The 20,460-nt window shown below is 35.6% G+C and carries 16 protein-coding genes, 2 pseudogenes and 1 riboswitch; of the genes and pseudogenes, 12 read left to right on the top strand and 6 right to left on the bottom strand.

Annotation, left to right across the window (positions count from 1 at the left end; translation table 11 throughout):
- Window positions 1–258 precede the first annotated feature (258 nt).
- The gene (locus B1NLA3E_RS12470; RefSeq protein WP_015594191.1) at window positions 259–1,020 is read left to right on the top strand and encodes an SDR family NAD(P)-dependent oxidoreductase; all 762 of its coding nucleotides are present in this window, start codon (window positions 259–261) and stop codon (window positions 1,018–1,020) included.
- A gap of 87 nt (window positions 1,021–1,107) precedes the next feature.
- On the opposite strand, the gene B1NLA3E_RS12465 is transcribed toward B1NLA3E_RS12470, so the two are convergent.
- Window positions 1,108–1,932 (bottom strand): basic amino acid ABC transporter substrate-binding protein, encoded by an 825-nt coding sequence (locus tag B1NLA3E_RS12465; protein WP_015594190.1) that lies wholly within the window; start codon window positions 1,930–1,932, stop codon window positions 1,108–1,110.
- 420 nt (window positions 1,933–2,352) lie between these two features.
- On the opposite strand from B1NLA3E_RS12465, the gene glpK reads away from it, so the two are divergent.
- From glpK to B1NLA3E_RS12445, 4 genes are all read left to right on the top strand, one after another.
- Window positions 2,353–3,843, top strand: coding sequence for a glycerol kinase GlpK (gene glpK, locus B1NLA3E_RS12460; protein ID WP_015594189.1), 1,491 nt, complete (start codon window positions 2,353–2,355; stop codon window positions 3,841–3,843).
- Window positions 3,844–4,200: 357 nt separating this feature from the next.
- Window positions 4,201–5,889 (top strand): glycerol-3-phosphate dehydrogenase/oxidase, encoded by a 1,689-nt coding sequence (locus B1NLA3E_RS12455; protein ID WP_015594188.1) that lies wholly within the window; start codon window positions 4,201–4,203, stop codon window positions 5,887–5,889.
- Window positions 5,890–6,048: 159 nt separating this feature from the next.
- Window positions 6,049–7,596 carry an exopolyphosphatase gene (ppx, locus tag B1NLA3E_RS12450; protein ID WP_015594187.1) on the top strand — a complete coding sequence of 516 codons (1,548 nt, stop codon included), beginning with the start codon at window positions 6,049–6,051 and terminating at the stop codon, window positions 7,594–7,596.
- A gap of 109 nt (window positions 7,597–7,705) precedes the next feature.
- Entirely contained in the window at window positions 7,706–9,805 is a 2,100-nt protein-coding gene (locus tag B1NLA3E_RS12445; RefSeq protein WP_015594186.1) for an RNA degradosome polyphosphate kinase, read from the top strand.
- A gap of 106 nt (window positions 9,806–9,911) precedes the next feature.
- On the opposite strand, the gene B1NLA3E_RS12440 is transcribed toward B1NLA3E_RS12445, so the two are convergent.
- The gene (locus B1NLA3E_RS12440) at window positions 9,912–10,283 is read right to left on the bottom strand and encodes a hypothetical protein (RefSeq protein WP_015594185.1); all 372 of its coding nucleotides are present in this window, start codon (window positions 10,281–10,283) and stop codon (window positions 9,912–9,914) included.
- Window positions 10,284–10,517: 234 nt separating this feature from the next.
- Here B1NLA3E_RS12440 and B1NLA3E_RS12435 point away from each other — a divergent pair, with 234 nt between their 5' ends.
- The 4 genes and pseudogenes from B1NLA3E_RS12435 to B1NLA3E_RS23985 form a co-directional block, all read left to right on the top strand.
- Window positions 10,518–11,699 carry an iron-containing alcohol dehydrogenase gene (locus B1NLA3E_RS12435; RefSeq protein ID WP_041580498.1) on the top strand — a complete coding sequence of 394 codons (1,182 nt, stop codon included), beginning with the start codon at window positions 10,518–10,520 and terminating at the stop codon, window positions 11,697–11,699.
- A gap of 575 nt (window positions 11,700–12,274) precedes the next feature.
- Entirely contained in the window at window positions 12,275–12,613 is a 339-nt protein-coding gene (locus B1NLA3E_RS12430; RefSeq protein WP_015594183.1) for a zinc ribbon domain-containing protein YjdM, read from the top strand.
- A gap of 312 nt (window positions 12,614–12,925) precedes the next feature.
- Entirely contained in the window at window positions 12,926–13,396 is a 471-nt protein-coding gene (locus B1NLA3E_RS12425) for a flavodoxin family protein (RefSeq protein WP_015594182.1), read from the top strand.
- 67 nt (window positions 13,397–13,463) lie between these two features.
- Window positions 13,464–13,636: pseudogene (locus tag B1NLA3E_RS23985) on the top strand (macro domain-containing protein); the annotation flags it as partial.
- 146 nt (window positions 13,637–13,782) lie between these two features.
- On the opposite strand, the gene B1NLA3E_RS12420 reads toward B1NLA3E_RS23985, so the two are convergent.
- On the bottom strand, window positions 13,783–14,016 hold the full coding sequence (locus tag B1NLA3E_RS12420; RefSeq protein WP_015594181.1) for a hypothetical protein: 234 nt from the start codon (window positions 14,014–14,016) through the stop codon (window positions 13,783–13,785).
- 135 nt (window positions 14,017–14,151) lie between these two features.
- Here B1NLA3E_RS12420 and B1NLA3E_RS24830 point away from each other — a divergent pair.
- A pseudogene (locus tag B1NLA3E_RS24830) lies at window positions 14,152–14,450 on the top strand (macro domain-containing protein).
- Between the two features lie 111 nt (window positions 14,451–14,561).
- Here B1NLA3E_RS24830 and B1NLA3E_RS12410 read toward each other — a convergent pair.
- Entirely contained in the window at window positions 14,562–16,271 is a 1,710-nt protein-coding gene (locus B1NLA3E_RS12410) for a hydrogenase maturation protein (RefSeq protein ID WP_015594180.1), read from the bottom strand.
- Between the two features lie 463 nt (window positions 16,272–16,734).
- Here B1NLA3E_RS12410 and B1NLA3E_RS12405 point away from each other — a divergent pair, with 463 nt between their 5' ends.
- Complete coding sequence (locus B1NLA3E_RS12405) at window positions 16,735–17,133, top strand: DUF5412 family protein (protein ID WP_015594179.1); 399 nt, start codon at window positions 16,735–16,737, stop codon at window positions 17,131–17,133.
- Between the two features lie 319 nt (window positions 17,134–17,452).
- On the opposite strand, the gene B1NLA3E_RS12400 is transcribed toward B1NLA3E_RS12405, so the two are convergent.
- A complete protein-coding gene (locus B1NLA3E_RS12400) occupies window positions 17,453–18,007 on the bottom strand; it encodes a GNAT family N-acetyltransferase (RefSeq protein ID WP_015594178.1) in 555 nt (184 codons plus the stop codon).
- Between the two features lie 807 nt (window positions 18,008–18,814).
- Window positions 18,815–19,702 (bottom strand): 4-hydroxy-tetrahydrodipicolinate synthase, encoded by an 888-nt coding sequence (gene dapA, locus B1NLA3E_RS12395; RefSeq protein ID WP_015594177.1) that lies wholly within the window; start codon window positions 19,700–19,702, stop codon window positions 18,815–18,817.
- Window positions 19,703–19,830: 128 nt separating this feature from the next.
- A riboswitch (Lysine riboswitch) is annotated at window positions 19,831–20,010 on the bottom strand.
- Window positions 20,011–20,237: 227 nt separating this feature from the next.
- Between dapA and B1NLA3E_RS26025 the strand changes: the two genes are divergently transcribed.
- Window positions 20,238–20,282: an erythromycin resistance leader peptide gene (locus B1NLA3E_RS26025; protein WP_144061585.1), complete on the top strand. Its 45-nt coding sequence runs from the start codon at window positions 20,238–20,240 to the stop codon at window positions 20,280–20,282.
- Window positions 20,283–20,460: the final 178 nt, after the last annotated feature.

Here is a 20,460-nt window from a genome sequence, read left to right as displayed (position 1 = left end):
TTAGGTTTTTTATGAAAGATTGCTATTTTTTTTATAGGTAAAGAAGTTTATTGGAGCGGAAGGTGCGAGACTCCTGCGGGAGCAGCGGGACAGGTGAGACCCCGCAGGAGCTTTAGCGACGAGGAGGCTCACCGCCCGCCCCGCGGAAAGCGAGCATCCTGGAGCGGAAAATCAACCACATATAAAATTAACAGAGCTACAAGTAAACCCTGATATATTAGTTTGAGATATTATTTATACATAATCGGAGTGATATGAATGGACCTTCAATTAAAAGGAAAAAACGTACTAATTACAGGTGGTTCAAAAGGAATCGGAAAAGCAATTGCGAAAGCCTTTATTTCAGAGGGAGCGAACGTATCAATTGCTGCACGCGATTTAGTTTTTTTAGAAAAAGCAAAAGAAGAGTTAGGTGGGGATGTTTCCCTTTTCCAAGTTGATATTTTGAAAGCTGCTGAACGAATAAATCTGATTCAATCTTATATCGAACAGAATGGTTCAATCGATATCCTAATCAATAATGCAGGTGGTAGTAATGGAGGTAGTGCGACAGAAACAGCAATGGACTTATATTATGAAGCAATGGAGCTGAATTTTTTTTCGGCTGTTCATTTAAGTAAACTTGCTGTTGATGATATGAAACTACGCCGGAGTGGTTCAATCATTAATATTACGTCGGTCTATGGAAGAGAAAGCGGAGGCAAAACCACATACAATAATGCAAAATCTGCTCTTATAAGCTTTACTAAAGGTTTGGCAGACGAGGTTATCTCAAATGGGATTCGGGTTAACAGCATTGCACCTGGGAGCATTCTTCATGAAACAGGAAATTGGATCAAACGCCTCAAAGAGGATCCCGATAAGATAAATAAGTTTGTTATGCATGATATTCCAGCGGGGCGTTTCGGTACGCCAGAGGAAATAGCAAATGTTGCTATTTTTTTGGCATCGGATAAAGCTTCTTGGATTGTTGGAGCAAGTATTAATGTAGATGGTGGACAATCAAAGATGAATTTTTAGGCTAAGCATGAGCAAAATCTATAGAGAAATAAATTGGGGGTCCCATTTTTGGGACCCCCAAACTACGAATCTATTTTCTAACACTTATTATTGTTGGGCTTTTAATTTTTCTAAATTAGGCTCAACGCCAAACCACTGCTTGTAGATTTTTGTGTAAGTGCCATTTTCCAGTATGGTTGTAAGAGCTGTATCCAAATCAGTTTTTAGTTTGCTGCCTTTTGGTAATAAATATCCGTAATATTCTGCTTCAAATGCACTCTCATCTTCAATTACGACGAGCTTGTCCTTCGGATTGTTTTTAACATATTCCTCAACAACAGTATTATCAGCCACTACAGCATCAACACCACCATTTTTCAATTCCATAATGGCTAATGGGATGTTCTCAAACTTCTTAATGTTTTCGTTTTTCTTACCAAACATTCCTTCAACTGCGTCTTGACCGGTGGTGCCATTTTGAACTGCAACTTTTTTATCCTTTAGGTCTGCCGCCGTTTTGATGTTACTGCCTTCCTGGACCATAATCATATTTGTCGACAAAAAGTAAGGGGAAGTGAAATCATAACTTTGTTTTCTATCTTCATTGATGGTAATAGCTGAAGCTGCTAAGTCCGCTCTTTTTCCTTTAATCTCTACAAAGATAGGGTCCCAACCAACATTATCTACCTTAACCTGATAGCCAGCTTCTTTTGCTACAGCATTTACTAAATCCACATCAAAACCTACGACTTCACCCTTGTCCATATATTCAAATGGAGCATATTCTGCCGCCGTAACAACACGAAGAATTTTCTTTGTTTCCTGTGAACTGTTTCCTTTTTCATCAGCATTATTTTTATTTGAACCACATGCTGAGAGTATCAATGTTAACGAAAATAATAGAACAACCATAATCTTAAATTTTTGTTTCATTTTATTAATCCTCCTAAATTTATGTTTTCTTTGATGAACATCCAATTAAACTATTATTGTTTTTATCAACATAATTCATTTTAATCGTTATTGTGTATTTATGCAATCATTTGTATAAAAAATATTTTTGTAAAATAATAATAATTAATGGCAGTAAAACTTTGTATGTTCGCAACAGGTTCTGCAATACTTCATACATTTTTAACCTTTTAAGTGAAATCATAGGTACTTTTACTCTAGTTTTTGGGATAATGTTCATATGAGCAAATAAATTCACAGAGGGATTAACCGAGTTAAGGTGGTTCTAATAAGTGGTTGCGGCTATTACTGGCAATAAGAAAAAGGATGTAAGGAAAATAAGGGTGGCTGCATAAATTACTCACAGAATATACTTATAAAAAATTAATTGGGGGATTAATGATGGAAAAATATATCTTATCATTAGATCAGGGGACAACTAGCTCAAGGGCAATTTTATTCAATAAAAAGGGTGAAATTGTTCATATTTCACAGAAAGAATTTACTCAATATTTTCCAAAGCCAGGTTGGGTCGAACATAATGCAAACGAAATCTGGGGATCTATTTTAGCAGTCATTGCAACATGTTTATCTGAATCAAATACCAAACCTGAGCAAGTAGAAGGAATCGGAATTACCAACCAAAGAGAGACAACGGTTGTTTGGGATAAAGAAACGGGTATTCCCGTATATAATGCAATTGTTTGGCAATCTAGACAAACTAGCGAAATTTGTGATGAGCTAAAAGGTAAAGGTTACAATGATTTGTTTAGAGATAAAACAGGTTTATTAATTGATGCCTATTTTTCGGGAACAAAAGTAAAGTGGATTCTAGACAATGTTGAAGGGGTCCGTCAACAGGCAAAAGAAGGAAAGTTATTGTTTGGGACGATTGATACATGGATTATTTGGAAGTTATCTGGTGGGAAAGCCCATGTTACAGATTATTCAAATGCTTCAAGAACATTGATGTACAACATTCACGAGTTGAAATGGGACGAGGAGCTCCTTGAGATTCTTACGGTTCCAGCCTCAATGCTACCAGAAGTACGTCCTTCTTCAGAAATCTATGCCCACACAGTTGATTATCATTTCTTTGGTAGAGAAGTACCAATCGCTGGAGCGGCTGGTGACCAGCAAGCTGCTTTATTCGGGCAAGCATGCTTCGACCAAGGTATGGCTAAAAACACTTACGGTACGGGATGCTTTATGTTAATGAATACGGGTGAAAAATCCGTTCACTCTGAACATGGATTATTAACGACTATTGCTTGGGGACTAAACGGGAAAGTAGAATATGCACTAGAAGGCAGTATTTTTGTGGCAGGTTCTGCCATTCAATGGCTCCGAGATGGATTAAGAATGTTAAAAGATGCCAAAGCCAGTGAGGAATACGCAAAAAGAGTACAGTCATCAGATGGGGTTTATGTCGTTCCTGCTTTTGTTGGACTTGGCACACCGTATTGGGATAGTGATGTCCGCGGAGCAGTGTTCGGTTTAACACGTGGTACCACAAAGGAGCATTTTATCCGGGCAACTCTAGAATCACTTGCGTATCAAACTAAAGATGTATTATCTGCGATGGAAGCAGACTCTGGGATTGAGCTAAGAACCTTACGTGTTGATGGTGGGGCTGTTAAAAATGATTTCTTAATGGAATTCCAATGCGGCATATTAAATGTACCAGTCGAAAGACCATCTATAAATGAAACGACTGCACTTGGAGCAGCATATTTAGCAGGCTTGGCAGTAGGGTTTTGGAAAAGTAAGGAAGAAATTGCTAAGCAATGGGCCATTGAACATTCCTTCGAACCAGCAATGGAAGCAACACAGAGGGATCAACTTTATACAGGCTGGAAAAAAGCAGTTCAAGCAGCAATGGTGTTTAAATAAAGGCTGTGTTAAAGCTCAATGTTGATTTTTTTCACAATGTTGATTGGAGTGGAAGGTGCGAGACTCCTGCGGGAGCAGCGGGACAGGTGAGACCCCGCAGGCGCTTAAGCGCCGAGGAGGCTCACCGCCCGCCCCTAAGGTGCGCGAAGCGCCTGGAACGGAAATCAACATTCTAGATTAACAGAGCCCAAATAAAAAATATAACGACATATTAAAAGCTTATTGTTTTTTTTAGAAAAGAAGTGTTATGATCAAATCAAGTTAATAACTCGGTAAGAGACCTCGGAGAGACCAAAAATCCATTATCGCAAGGCGGTATTGTGTTTTTGGTCTCTTTTTATATAAGGAGGAGACAAAATGAAATTTTCAAATCTTGATAGACAAGGACATATTGAAAAACTAACAAATGAAAGCTTTGACCTTTTGATATTGGGGGGCGGAATAACTGGGGCAGGAATTGCCCTAGATGCTGCTGCAAGAGGGATGAAGGTTGCAATCGTCGATATGCAAGATTTTTCTGCTGGAACTTCAAGTCGCTCAACTAAGCTCGTCCATGGCGGTTTACGGTATTTGAAACAATTTGAAGTCAAAATGGTGGCTGATGTTGGAAAAGAAAGAGCGGTTGTAAACGAAAATGGACCTCACGTAACCACTCCAGAGTGGATGCTACTTCCTATACACAAAGGGGGTACATTTGGGAAATTTACTACATCAATTGGTTTAATGGTTTACGACTTTTTGGCTGGAGTTAAAAAGAATGAACGAAGAACAATGCTTGATGCAGCTGAAACATTAAAACGTGAACCGTTATTAAAAAAGGAAGGATTAAAAGGTGGTGGCGTATATGTTGAGTACCGTACTGATGATGCCAGATTAACAATTGAAGTCCTTAAAGCAGCAATTGAAAAAGGTGCCATAGGACTGAATTATGCGAAGGCTGATGCATTGTATTACGATAACGGAAAAGTGGCAGGTGCTATTATTCGTAATGAATTAAATGGAGAGCACTTTACCATTAGGGCAAAAGAAGTTGTGAATTCAACAGGGCCATGGGTAGATTTTATCCGTGAAAAAGATCATTCGAAAATTGGGAAACAATTGAAACTGTCAAAAGGAGTCCACGTTGTAATTGATCAATCAAGGTTCCCATTGAAGCAGGCAGTCTATTTTGATACAGCAGATGGAAGAATGGTGTTTGCGATCCCGAGAGATGGTAAAACGTATGTAGGTACCACTGACACATTTTACAATGGGGATGTGACACATCCTGGGATGACAGAAAGTGATCGGACCTATATTCTAAATGCGATCCATTATATGTTTCCTGATGTCAATGTAACAGAAGAAGACGTAGAATCAAGCTGGGCTGGCTTAAGACCTCTGATTTATGAAGAAGGAAAGGATCCGTCTGAGATTTCCCGCAAGGATGAAATTTGGGTTTCAGATTCAGGATTAATTACAATAGCGGGCGGTAAATTAACTGGATATCGGAAAATGGCAGAAACCGTTACAAACTTGGTGGCTAAAAAATTAGCAAATAACAAGCAATCTTTTAGAAGTTGTGAAACAAGAAATTTGCCGATTTCTGGTGGTGATGTTAGCGGTTCGCTTAGATTCCCCCAATTCTTAGTAACCCAAGAAACAGTTGGGATGCAATTAGGTTTAACGAAAAAAGAAGCTCAGCATTTAGCCTCAATTTATGGTTCCAATGTTCCGGCGCTTTTCAAAATAGCTAAAGAGAGACGTGAGGATGCAAACCGCTTCAAATTGCCAATCTTAACATTTTGCAAGCTAGTTTATGCGATTGAGAATGAAATGATTGCTACACCTGTTGATTTCTTTTTCCGCAGAACAGGCGATTTATTATTTGATATCGATTTAGTTTTGAAAAACAAAAACCAAGTGATTGCTTTTATGGCTAATACTTTTAATTGGTCCAATATTGAAATAGCCCGATACAGTAATGAATTGGAAAGAGAAATAATGAATGCAACTGCTCCAACTGGGTTGGAAGAAAGGAATGATCTTAAAACTCAGAGTGATTGACACTTCTAATAAACACTATATTCATAGTACTTTTACCCTAAAAACAACATGCGATTGTAAATATTATGTAAATGCTATAGATTCTATCAATTCAATATCATAAAATAAATATTGACATTTGTGCGCATTAAAGAAAACTTCAATAGAAAAGGTAGATGATTGGCGTTGTATGATGAATTCGGAATCATTGATATTGGATCAAATTCAGTCAGGCTTGTTATATTTAAACGTGATAATAGCGGGCAGTTAAAAGAAATAGAAAACGTTAAGATTGTAGCACGATTACATCAACATTTAACACAGGAAGGGATCCTTACTTTTAATGGTATCTCCTTATTAATTAATACATTACTTTGTTTCAAAGAGGTTACAAGCTACCACAATGTAAAGGAAGTTATGTGTGTAGCTACAGCAACTATACGGCAAGCAGGTAATCAAGAACAAATCCTGAAGGAAGTGGCCAAACAAACTGGTTTCACAGTCAGAATTCTATCAGAATATGAGGAAGCCTATTACGGATATTTTGCTGTAATCCATTCTTTCTCGATTGAAGAAGCAATCACAATTGATATAGGTGGAGGAAGTACAGAAGTAACTTATTTTAAAAATCGTGAAATTGAAAACTATCATAGTTTTCCGTTCGGAGCATTGTCATTAAAAAATCGATTTATCTCTGGAAATACCCCTACAGAAGATGAGTTGGATCAGATAAAGGATTTTGTTCAAAAAAATTTCGAATCTCTTACATGGTTGAGAAGTAAACAGGTTCCAATCATTGCGATGGGGGGGAGTGCTCGAAACCTAGCGCAAATCCATCAGGCATTGCGAAAATATCCGTTAGCAGACATTCATCAATATGAAATGGTATTAAAAGAAATAGAAGATGTTAACCAGTACCTATCAAATTTATCCTATGCACAATTACAAAAAGTAGAGGGATTATCCAATGATCGTGTAGATATCATCCTTCCTGCAGTTGATGTATTCGAATCAATCGTCAAAGTTACAGAGGCGCCTATTTTTATTTTAAGTGGCAAAGGTTTACGTGATGGGGTTTTTTATAAAGAATTAACGAAACCAAATGGATATAAAACGTTTCCAAATGTAATCGAACAAAGTCTGTATGAACTATCTCAAGATTATAGGTTGAGTTTAGAGCATGCAAATCAGTTGTCAAAAATTGCAGATTCTATTTTTATCCAATTGCGAGACCTTAATTTAACAGATTTCTCCGAAACAGACTATTTCTTTCTTAAAAAGGCTGCCTCCATCTATAATTTTGGTGAATACGTTTATTATGAATCAAGTAGCGAACACACTTTTTATTTGCTCGTCAACCGCAGAATTGATGGAATGAATCAAAAGGAACGAATCAAACTTGCCCTTATTGCCTCATATAAAAATAAATCACTGTTTCGGCAATATATTGAGCCCTATCAGAATTGGTTTTCCAAAATTGAACAAAAAAAAATACGCTTACTTGGAGCAATCCTAAAATTAGCTTTTAATCTAAATAGTACAAAGAGAAACATTGTAGAAAGTGTGGAATTAAATTTCGATAATGATTGTCTTACGTTGAAAGCATCCTGTAATAAAGACTGGAAACCAGAAGAATACCAGGTTGAAAAGCAAAAAAAACAGTTAGAAAAATTATTAAAAATGAACATTCTTATTAGTTTTCAAAAAAACACTGAATATTTACAATAAATTAACAAAGTTTTAACATGGAATTAATATCCATTCAGACTCTTGTGTTAATATTATAATTATGTGAATTTTCTTAGTAATGAGGATGTGTATTTCAGTGGTTACAAATATGGCAAAAAAACTTCAACTCGATAATCATATATATTACAACAATAGAGAATTAAGTTGGCTGGCATTCAACGAACGTGTTTTGGAGGAAGCCATTGATCCAAACAATCCTTTGTTAGAGCGACTTAAATTTCTTGCCATTTTTAGTTCGAATTTGGACGAATTTTTCATGGTTCGAGTCGCTGGGCTTAAAGACCAGGTTCAGGCAGGGTTTAACAAACCAGATAATAAAGCGGGCTTAACTCCCAAAACTCAGCTTGCGACCATATCCATGAAGAATCATAAATTGGTAGAATTACAATATGAAACCTTTTCTGAATTAATTCCAGAACTAAAGGGTGAAAAGATTGAGTTTGTTGATAGGATTGACCAATTATCAGGGGAATTAAGAGAATATCTTGAAAATTATTTTGATATACATATATTTCCAGTTTTAACACCGATGGCGATTGATGCATATCGGCCTTTTCCAATGCTATTAAATAAAAGTTTAAATCTTGCTATATTAATTGAAGATAAAGAAGAATTTGCGGATTGTAAGGAAAAATTAGCAATTGTTCAGGTTCCTGCAGTATTAGATAGATTCATACTATTACCCACAGATCAGGAAAAGCACATGATTGTCATGCTTGAAGATATCATTAGCTACCAAATCGAAAAATTGTTTAAAGGGCACCATGTAAAGACCCTAACTCAGTTCCGGATTACACGGAATGCAGATATGACGATTCATGAGGAAGGCGCTAGAGATTTATTAAAGGAGATAGAAGATGAGCTAAAAAAGCGAAAATGGGGAGCAGCTGTAAGGCTAGAAATCAAATCGGACACTTGTGATGAAAAAATCTTACGATATCTTCAAGATGAACTTGAGGTACATAAAAAAGATACCTATATAATGAATGGATTTCTGGATTTAACCTTTTTATTTAGTTTTTATAAAACTTTCGCTAAAGAAAAAGAACATTTAGTATATGATGTGATGATTCCAAAGCCTCCTCAAGATTTAAGTTCGCTTGAGAATATTTTTGATGTAGTATCCAAACGAGACATCCTATTGCATCATCCTTATGAATCTTTTGAACCTGTAATTGATTTTGTTACGGAAGCTGCAGTGGATCCTGATGTGTTAGCAATCAAGCAAACACTATACCGAGTGAGTGGTAATTCACCTGTTATAAAAGCATTAGAAAAAGCCGCCGAACACGGTAAACAAGTGACCGTATTGGTTGAATTAAAAGCACGATTTGATGAAGAAAATAATGTACAATGGGCAAAAGAATTAGAAAAAGCAGGATGCCATGTTATCTACGGAATGTCCTCATTAAAAACACACAGTAAAATAACTCTTGTTGTTAGACGAAAAAACAATAACATCCAACGCTTTGTACACCTTGGAACAGGTAATTATAATGATGCAACGGCAAAAACATATACTGATATGGGGTTAATTACTTCGAAACGAAAATTCGGTATTGATGCGACGAACTTTTTTAATTATTTAAGTGGATACACGGAGAAGCCGAATTTTCACCATCTTTCAGTTGCTCCATTTGATATTCGAAAAGATTTTATCCAGTTATTTAGTGATGAAATAGACTACCATAAAAGATATGGTAACGGGAAAATCGTCGCGAAAATGAATTCTTTAACGGATAAGAAATTGATTATGAAATTCTACGAAGCATCGAATGCTGGAGTTGAAGTTGATTTAATTGTCCGGGGGACATGTTGCCTACGTCCAGGAATAAAAGGAGTAAGCGAAAATATAACAGTAAGAAGTATTGTTGGACGATTTTTGGAACATAGTCGAATTTATTATTTTCATCAAAATGGCGAAGAAAAAATATTCTTATCTTCTGCAGATATGATGACCCGGAACTTGGATAAAAGAGTAGAAATATTATTTCCAGTTTTTGAAGGACTATTAAAGAAAAGGATCAAAACGACCCTGTCACTTCTTCTATCAGATAATGTGAAGGCACGATTACAAAATTCGATTGGTGAATATGATTACGTAAAAAGATTACAGGACCAACCCATGATCGATAGTCAAAAATTGTTATATGAGATGTTGAATGTTGTTTCAGAAGATGAAGAATAAAGTCCATCAGAGGATGTAAGTGGATTGTGTGGAATCATAGTGCAAGGTATATTTAAAAAAAACAAGCGTAAGTAATTTGTTTACGCTTGTTTTTTATGAAATTGGATTATTGATTATTGAAAACTTTTTCTTTTCTCAATTCCACAAGAATTTCATTTAAAAGAGTTATGATCTCATCCATTTTTTCATCATTTTTTGATGTAATGACTTCTTCAGATGGTTGTGGTTTGGATTGATCAACACTGTATTCGGAGTGGTCAATAACGTGATCCATCGCTTCTGTCCAGGAAACGCCTTGTTGTTCATGGGCAGTGAAGATTTCCTTCCAAACAGGCACCAAATCTTCAGTCAGCGGTTCATTGTTTTTTATAATGCCTTTTAATCTTAATCTTTCACGAAAAACTCGGATATTCCCCTCGCTATGATGCCCCACCAACTTTGCGAATTTCTTTACGGACAACTTTTTTTTCAATACCATAAAATTTCCTCCTAAGATTCAATAAGTTTTATAGGTTCGTTTATACCTATAATTATACATTTAATTGATGGTATTATCAAACGTTTAATCCTACCTATAATCAAAGGTGGAATTAGGTGTGAAAAAATGTGATTATCTGGAAAATTATTAAACTTCAGTCTTGTTTAAATTAATAACAATATTATACTTAAAAAGGATACTAGAAAAAAATAGACTAATAATTGGAGTGGATGTATGATGAATTTTAATTATTTTATTCCAACTAAACTATTATTTGGTCCCGGAAAATTGAACGAGCTGGCTCATGAAACATTGCCAGGCAAAAAAGCGTTAATTGTTATTTCGGCTGGAAAATCAGTAAAAGAAAATGGATATATAGATCGGCTAACAAGCATTCTTGAAAGTAAGGAAATTGAATACTTTATTTTTGATAAAATTCTTCCGAATCCTGTAAAGAAACATGTAATGGAGGGTGCCCAATGTGCAAAAGAAGAAAAGTGTGATTTCGTAATCGGATTGGGAGGGGGAAGTAGTATCGACTCAGCAAAAAGTATTGCTGTAATGGCTAAAAACCCTGGTGATTATTGGGATTACATTAGTGGTGGAACAGGGAAGGCTTTACCTGTACAAAATTCTCCACTTCCGATCGTTGCCATTACCACTACTGCCGGAACGGGTACCGAAGCCGATCCATGGACAGTTATTACAAAGGAAGAAACAAATGAAAAGATAGGGTTTGGCAATCAATACACCTTCCCAGTATTATCGGTCGTCGACCCTGAGTTAATGCTGACAGTTCCTGAAAAACTGACAGCATATCAAGGATTTGATGCACTTTTCCATGCACTAGAGGGATACATAGCTAATATTGCTACACCTATCAGTGATGCCTTTGCATTGAAAAGTATAGAGTTAGTCGCCAAGTATCTTCCAACATGTGTGAAGGATGGAAATAATCTTAATGCCCGAACACAAGTGGCGCTTGCCAATACCCTTTCTGGATTTGTGGAATCAACATCAAGCTGTACTTCCGAACATTCAATGGAGCATGCTCTTAGTGCACATCATCCGGAACTTCCACATGGTGCTGGGCTCATCATGCTTTCAGAAGCATATTTCACATTCTTTGCCACAAAGTCTCCTGAAAAATTTGTTAATATGGCAAGAGCGATGGGTGTTAACGTAGATTCTCTCCCAGAGGATGAACGTGCTATGTCCTTTGTAAATGCATTAATTGAACTTCAAGAAGCATGTGGTGTACGCAATTTAAAAATGTCTGACTTTGGAATAAAGAAAGAAGAAATACCAATGCTTGCCGAAAATGCTCGGGCAACGATGGGAGCACTTTTTGAACTAGATCCATATTCACTATCGTTAGTAGAAACAATCGCCATAATGACAAAGGCTTTTAATTAAACACTCGCTTTGTGATAAAAATGAATATAACCTAAAAAAAATGGACCAAATTGATTAACGATTTGGTTCATTTTTTTTATATTTGATATTGAAAGATCGGTAAAAGGAGGAATGTGTTCCATTGTTGCAGGAAAGGCAGTAGAGTGCATATTGATAATATTGTTTATTTTGACAAATTATGCGAATTATGAGAATTTATAAAAGGACCTATTTATATGTTATTTTATAAGTATCAATTCTTAAATTTCTATTGTTACAAAGTTGTAAAAAGGAAAAGCTGATTCTTTTATATTGGCTGTTTTCGTAAACTTTGTTGCTTTTTACTAAAAGAGAAGTGTGGTTGATTTCCGCTCCAGGATGCTCGCTTTCCGCGGGGCGGGCGGTGAGCCTCCTCGGCGCTTAAGCGCCTGTGGGGTCTCACCTGTCCCGCTGCTCCCGCAGGAGTCTCGCACCTTCCGCTCCAATCAACTTCTTTATCAACGGTTTTCTTTCCAAGAACCTATTAAAAAAACAACAATCTTTTAGAAAAGAGCCTTTATATTAGAATTACTCAAACAAATGGAGGAAATGAAATAATGTCAAATTTGCCAAATTGCCCAAATTGTAATTCAGAATACACTTACGAGGATGGAAGCCTTTTTGTCTGTCCAGAATGTGCTCATGAGTGGTCTTTAGAATCAGATGCAAACAGTGAAGATAAAAAAATAGTCAAAGATTCAAATGGAAATGTATTAAACGATGGTGATTCTGTTTCAGTAATCAAAGACTTAAAAGTAAAAGGAAGTTCATCAGTCCTTAAAGTAGGGACAAAAGTTAAAAATATCCGCTTGGTTGATGGAGATCATGACATTGATTGCAAAATTGATGGTTTTGGTGCGATGAAATTAAAATCTGAGTTTGTTAAGAAGATTTAACAAGGATGTATTTTGCAAAAACTAAAAAGTTTCTTTTATTAAAATAATTAAACAAATATATTAGGGGCGCAGGGCCCCTTTTGATTTATACTATAGCTGAAGGGAGGACAATAGAGTATTAAAAAATATCAACATCTTGACTTCACCATATGAGAACGAGATCTTCCGCAAAGCGAAAGCTTATTTATCACTCCTTCAACTTTATTCAATCCACCATTGGTATTCAACACTATTCATCATTGTTAAAATGCAATTTATTCTAAAAAATGTAAAATCGCCTTGATCATAAGATTCAAATAAGAAAGGTGAAAAATGATGAAAATAGGAATAATCATCCATTCTGAAACAGGTAACACTTTTTCGGTTGCCCAGAAACTGAAAGTGGGACTCATCTCATCAGGACATTCGGTATCAATTGATAAAGTTATCGCTGCCAATGATAGACAACAGGATATTCAGAAAATAAACCTTCTAACGATACCAGATGTTAGTGGATATGATGCAATTATTTTCGGAGCTCCAGTTCGAGGTTTCTCTCTTTCCCCCATATTAGCGGCCTATCTATCCCAGCTTGAGACATTACAAGGTAAGAAAGTGGAGTGTTTTGTGACTGAATTCTTTCCTTTTCCATGGATGGGGGGAAATCGGGCAATCAGGCAAATGAAAAATATATGTGAATCTAAAGCTGGGAAAGTAATCGGAACTGGAATTATTAATTGGTCAAGTAAACACCGTCAAGAACAAATTGACCATATTTTAGAGAGACAATCCAGCTTATTTTAGGGACCCAGACGGAAATATGTTAGGTATGTGCAATGTTTTTCAACCAGATCAATCAGGAGGTGAGTTGATGAAGGTAGAAATCAACAGCAATATATTGGAGCTTTTTTGGGTGATATAACTAAACAAAATACGGATGCAATTGTTAACGATGCAAATTGTTCACTTTTAGGTGGTGGCGGGGTTGATGGCGTCATAAACAAGGCAGCTGGTTCTGAATTATTACATAAGTGCAAAAGACTCGCGATATAGTCCTGCTCGGAAAAGGAGTGCCTGGAGCGGAAATCAACAGGCAAGTTTAACAGAGCCTAATGAATAAAGCTTATTAATGCAATAAAAAGGGGTGAAATCACAATGATTTCATCCCTTTTTGATTTCTTAATATTTTGTTAATTGTCGAAAAACCCTAAAGCAAATTTAATTCCTTCCTCAATTTTATTTGTTTCATAGCCTGCTAAATCCTCATTCGTAATTTCTAATGTTGTTCTTGTTAATGAATAGCCACTGTCTAAGTTAATATCAAGCAGTGCTTCATACCCATTTGTTGTTTTTGTAATATCGATAATATCATAATCGCGAATAGGGGTCCCCGTTTCATAATTCAAAGGTTCTAATTCTGACATTAAATCACCTCCACCAATAATCTTGTATAGCTTATACAAAAATCGAAAGCGATAAACATTTTTTTGTAGTACGGAAAATATCTATCAACTGGTAACGCTGTTAGTACCAACGGATATAAACTTCCTTCTAAATATGTGATTCATACAGTTGATCCAATCTGGAGAGGAAATATGGCAAACGAGGTAGAACCACAAGTAAATGCTATCAAAACTCTCCTCAGTTGGCAGCAAATAAAAATCTAAACAGCATTTCATTTCCTTCGATATCTACAGGGGTATATCGATTTCCGGTAGATTTGGCAGCAACAATCGCACTCAAAACCATCATTGCTTTTTTAGATGAACACCAATTAATGGTTCAATTCTGGCAAAATGATTTTGAAGTATATGTCAATGCTTTAAAAAATATCCTTTCTGAAAAACAAAAGTTGTAATGAGGAATGATTAAATAATTATTTTAAATGAGTGCTGGTCATTTTATGAAAGCATATCAATATACGATTTTGGTGATGATTGGCGACATAAATAGAACTTGAAAGAACCATTTAATTGTTTGTAATATAACAGAAATCATTTGGAAAATTATTTACTTTCACTTCACTGCATTCAGGGCATATTTTATAAACGAATTGTCTGCGTGCTTCATGATAGAAGGATTTGGGAGAATAAAAATTATCCCACATTTTAGCCAATTCTTCAGATCGATATTGTTGTAATGGTTTAATACGCTCGTCATTGATTCGTTTCTGATTTTTATTTTTCAAAAGTTGTTGAAAATCGTTACATTTTGCTAGATTTTCAGCTAAAGTAGCTATAGTTTGGCAAAATTCCGGTGCACATTTTTCAAAAACATCATCAATTAATCCGATCTGTTTTGCAGTGTTGGTTCCTAAAGAAATACACTTTTCTGTTAGCTCAAAGGCATTTTTGTTACCAACTCTTTTTGGCAATAAGTACGTCCAATATTCTGAACCGTATAAACCCATTCCTTTATAGTGAGGATGGAACATTACTCCTTTGCGGGCATAGACAAAATCTGCGGCAAGAGCAAGAATGACTCCGCCTGCACCGGCATTCCCCTGGATGGCTGAAATAACTAGATGAGTGCTCGTAGTGATAATCTCGCGAATTAAATCATTTATGGCATTTATATTATTCCACGATTCATCAGCAGGAATCTCAGAAGCTTCAATTGTATTTAGGTGGATGCCATTTGACCAAAAATCCGAACCTCCCATAAGCACGATCACTTTAGTATCTCTTTTAAGTGCATATAGGTATGTTTGCCTAAGCCTGTTGCACTGTTCGGTACTCATGGCGCCATTATAGAAATGAAAATGCAAATATCCTATTTTATTCTTTTCTTTATACCAAATTTCCCGATATGTTTGGCCATCATATCTTTTATTAAAAGCAAGTGGTGATTCAGGAATCTCATTTAATATTTCAATTAACTCCATCGTGGCGGGCAATTTGAAATTCCAAGGCCCTTTTCTTTTTAAATGAGTAATCCAAACTGCACCATCTCCGGTTGCCCGGCAAATCGCTCCATTGCGCCAAGCGATAATTTCACCTGGTTTTCCTTTTAATCTGTCTTCTTCATGAACTCCATATAAATAATACTCTTTTCCATCAATCACATCTAACACTCCTGGTTGACTGTCTCCACTACGGATTTTCCGAGCGACTAGCTCTGTACTTTCAGACCAATCAATCGCTCTATGGAACTGCTTCATAGGAGTATGCATTATGCCTTTTACATCTTTACGGCTGTAATCGAGCGGCTCAGGGACAAAATCACCTTTTTCAAAACGTTCTACCGTCAGTAGCAACGCTTTAATCGCTGCTTCCGTCACTTCATGTCTGTATAATTGGCTTTTACTTTTATCTCTCATCTTAAAATTACAGGCTGCCCAAATATCTCCTGCATCCATTTCTTCGTTAGCCTGAAGCAAGGTAACTCCCCATTCTTCAACACCATTTAATATGGCCCAATCTAAGGAAGAGGGACCGCGATCTCCTTTAATTCCAGGATGAATAATGATACAAGCATTATTCCGCCAAACTACTTCAGGAATTTCTTTTTTTAACATTGGGGCAACGATTAAATCTGGCTGATGTTTTTCTACTGCCATAATCATTTGATTTTCCCCCAAAGCTAAATTAACAAGAACTTCGTGGCCGATTTGAACTAATTCATCATAAGCTCTTCTGCTCAAACTATTATGAGACGTTGTTAAAAATAAAATTCTCATCAAACTCCACCTTTTCCATCGAAATAAAAATTCCCATGATAAAATGCTGTAATATCAACTTGGATAGCATTAATAAGTTTGTAATTTTAATAATCTCCATAAACAGTTTAATTCATTGAAATGCTTTAATTAAGTGAACCTTTTGTTAATAAAATGTTGCCATCGGTAAAACCTATATGGTTATCACTCTTTCAAAGAAAGGGGACGGTTCGGGATTAGTGAAAAAGTCTTATAAAATCACATTAGTAAGGGATACCGTTTGCTCAAAAAATATATCAAAAAAGTGTTTTAAATCTTGATTTTATAGGCTTTTCCCAATAAAAAAACCTATAAATGGTATAATATGTACGACCAAATACCAAAAAGACTGAATCCCGCACAACGATTGGAATAACAGAAGAGGTATTCGATATTAAAAGATATAATATATTTGAGATAGGTACCAAGGGGCGATATAAAAACAATGAAAAACAAATGGCTAAAAAGAATAAAACCTCTTTTGATAACGGTAATAATCCTAATCATTCTTTTTATAGTGGGAAATTATACATTAGATAAACTATTTGGGGATATGTGTGGAAACGATATTGTTCAAAAAGTTATATCTCCGAATGGTAAAAAGGTGGCTTATATCTTCCAACGAAATTGTGGTGCCACGACAGGAATATCATATCAATTAACACTCATTGATGCAGATGAGAAACTGCCAAACAAATCTGGAAATACATTTGTTTCAGACAAGAAATTCAAAGTCAAATGGATTAATGACAAGAAATTAAGAGTAAATTATAAGAAATCTTCTGAGACAAACGAAATGGATAAGAGTGTGAATTGGATTAAAATTGAATATGCAGGAGAATAGTTCAGTTTAAATGATATTTTGCATACTAAAAGAGCATCGAAAACGATGCTCTTTTTGCTATATTTTCTGCTTTTTTGATTGTCAAATACATTCTAAAATGAATGCGAAAGTTTGTGTTTTTATTACAAAACTTCCCACCAAGAGAACCCGTAGAACCCGTTAACCCTCTGGGCGTTGCCTTTTCCTTTTTTTATAAAAGATTAACAAATTATGCTTTTGAATATAATTGCGCCACCGTGGTTTCAAAGGGTTATCTCAATCAGTGTAATGAAAAAGTTGCGGCACACAGGAGACTATTAATGACATAAAAAGATATAATCTATGCAGTCTCTTCTAATTCAAACTGTTTATTGTTTCGTAAAACGGTTATAAAACCATCCAATATATCATGACTAACAGAAAATCCTTTACGTCTATAGAATTCCAAGGCGTTATTATTGCCATTTGAAACAAAGATAAAATAATCTTCGACATCATCAAATTGCTTCAACCACTTCATTGACATGTTGAAAAGTATTGATCCAATCCCATATTGTCTGAACTCTTTTTTAATATAAAATTGGGATAAACACCCTACATTATTTCTACTAACAGAAGAAAGCTCAAAAAAAGTGGCAAATTCATTTGAATATGTTTCTTTGGGAGAGATATTTGAATATACATAACCTACTATTTTATCATCATCTTTAACTACTACAGTATAATTGTATATTGCACTTTTTATTGAAGGAATCATCCGTGTGTCAAAATTCATGTTGTCAAACAATTCCGGTTTTATGTATGATTTCGATTTTTGAAAGGCCATGAGTTCATTGCATAAATCTCTACAGTATTCAATTTTTCCATCAGGTATAATTTCATATTTAAAATTCATTTTTTCCCTCCTATTATTAATCATTCTATTCACAAATTTCCAACACCTACTAGGAATCCTACTTGTGTTAGTACTTAAAGCCTTGCTAATGTTACTAATACCCGGTTAACCACGATATAATTTTAATACATAATTAAATTAAAACAAGTCTGCAGTAATTTAATACTAAGTCAGTAAAAACTGATTAAAGGAGTGTTTCGATAATAGTGAAGAAACTGGAAACAAAAATATGAATAATTGCCCATTAAAGTATGTTTTGAACTTAATTGTAGGTAAATGGCGACTTCCTATTATCTGGGCTTTGTGGCAAAACAATACATTACGTTCCAACGAAATGAAACGTAATGTTGATGTAATAGCAAATATGATATTGAAAGAATCCTTTTCATGCGAGTTCTCCGATTGCTGAATAAATCCACTGATAACTAACCAGAATGTTAATAGTTCACATATGAGCGGGAGTATGTAGAAAAAACAATGATGGAATTGGCACTTCCCAAAAGTGTTGTCGCAACTAGCTCACATGAACTAGGGATTGATATTGTTGATGTAGATATAGTCCATACAACTGGATAGCAACTATAGTTTAGGGTGGTATCAACTGGGGAGAATCCGAGCATTAGTATAGCTGTTAATTATTCGCTTTCTTTGTATCACTGGAAGCTAACGGATGCTTGGAAATAAAGTGGAAAATGTCAAAAAGCTTGGAGATTGATCCAAGCTTTTTTACATTTTTTTTAGTTTGAATAGAATTGCTGATCATTTAGTAAATTAACTCAATAAAATAAATCCAGCTATGAAAACTGATTAATTAAATACTTCTACCTTACTAAGTTCAAGCACACTTTGCAATGCACGTGTTTCTTCATCGCTCAAAGGAACCAATGGTAATCGAACACCACCAACATGGATCCCTTTCATATTTAACGCTGCTTTAACCGGAGTAGGGTTTGGTGCTGCAAATAGTGCTTTCATAATTGGGAGAAGTCTGCGATGAGCTATTGCCGCTTCCTCGACATGACCCAACTTAAAGCTATTCATCATTTCTTGCATTTCATTCCCAATAATATGAGATGCAACAGAAATGACTCCCGTACCGCCAATCGCTAATAGCGGTAACGCTAAACCATCATCACCACTATAGACGGTAAAATCACTAGAGGTCTTGTTAATGATGTCTGCCATCACATCTAAGCTGCCACTTGCTTCTTTAATAGCGACAATATTATTAATCTTAGAAAGACGAACAACGGTTTCAACTGACAGGTTAACCACACTTCGTCCAGGGATATTATAAAGCACAACGGGTAACGAAGTTGATTCGGCAATTGTTTTAAAATGTTGAAACATTCCTTCTTGAGAAGGCTTGTTATAGTAAGGAGTTACGAGCATAATCCCATCTACACCAGTTTCCCCAGCCTGTCTTGTTAAGTTTATTGAAGCTCTCGTATTATTGGAGCCTGTTCCTGCGATAACGGGAACTCTGCCACCGACAACATCGACAACAAATTTAAATAATGCTACTTTCTCTTCTGTAGTTAAAGTAGGAGATTCCCCAGTTGTACCTGCAACAACTATTCCATCAGTACCATTAGCAATTAAATGATTAACTAGGATTCTTGTCGCATTAAAATCAATCTCATCATTTTGATCAAACGGTGTAACCATTGCGGTTAATACCTGCCCAAAATTCATTTTTCCTCATCCTTTACATAATTTTTTTAAAATTATAGAGGGACAAGACTATTCAAAAATCAACGCAAAAAAACAGCAACGAGGGTTCGCTGCTGCATTAGAAACATAAATAAAAATATCGTTCCCATGCGTGAGATAGCCCTCCATATAGTTTCCTATATGACAGTTCTGCATTTATTCAATAGCAGACCCAGTTTTAAGAACAATGAGGTTCTTTTCACTTCGGCAAATTCCCCTTTCTACAATCGTCACTGGATCTCATCATCCTAAGATTGTGTACTATTGGTCTTTGCGCCTCTATCCTCACTTCAAAAGGTATTGAAGTAAGAAAATATTTAATTGAAAGTAATAATAACAGAATTCCGTTACTGTTTCAAGGGTAATAGTAGAAATATTATAATAAAACAGAAGAGTGATACACTTGAATTGTAGTCTGGCAGAGTGGATGAAAAGAAGTTCAGTTTCTCTTTGACTACTTCTAAAAGAAAATCTATAATTATGTTGTAAGCATTAAATTTGGGAGGATTATTAAAAAATGACCCATTTTATGAGACTTCGATTCCAAACTTTGAACTCGTAATTTAATACGTTCAAAGGCTCTGTTTGTGTATACAGAGTACACGGGATTAGTCTGTCCTTTTTTAATCATCTTCATTTCGCATTTAAAATATATAAATGTAGAAAGGCAGATCATTCAATTTTTCTTTATTTATGTCCTTTTCTCCGTGAAAGGAGTTATTTAGTGAGGACTTATTGGT

Origin of the sequence: Bacillus sp. 1NLA3E (genome assembly GCF_000242895.2) — a bacterium.
Classification (GTDB): domain Bacteria; phylum Bacillota; class Bacilli; order Bacillales; family Cytobacillaceae; genus Bacillus_BU.
This window is presented reverse-complemented; position numbering and strand designations above follow the sequence as displayed.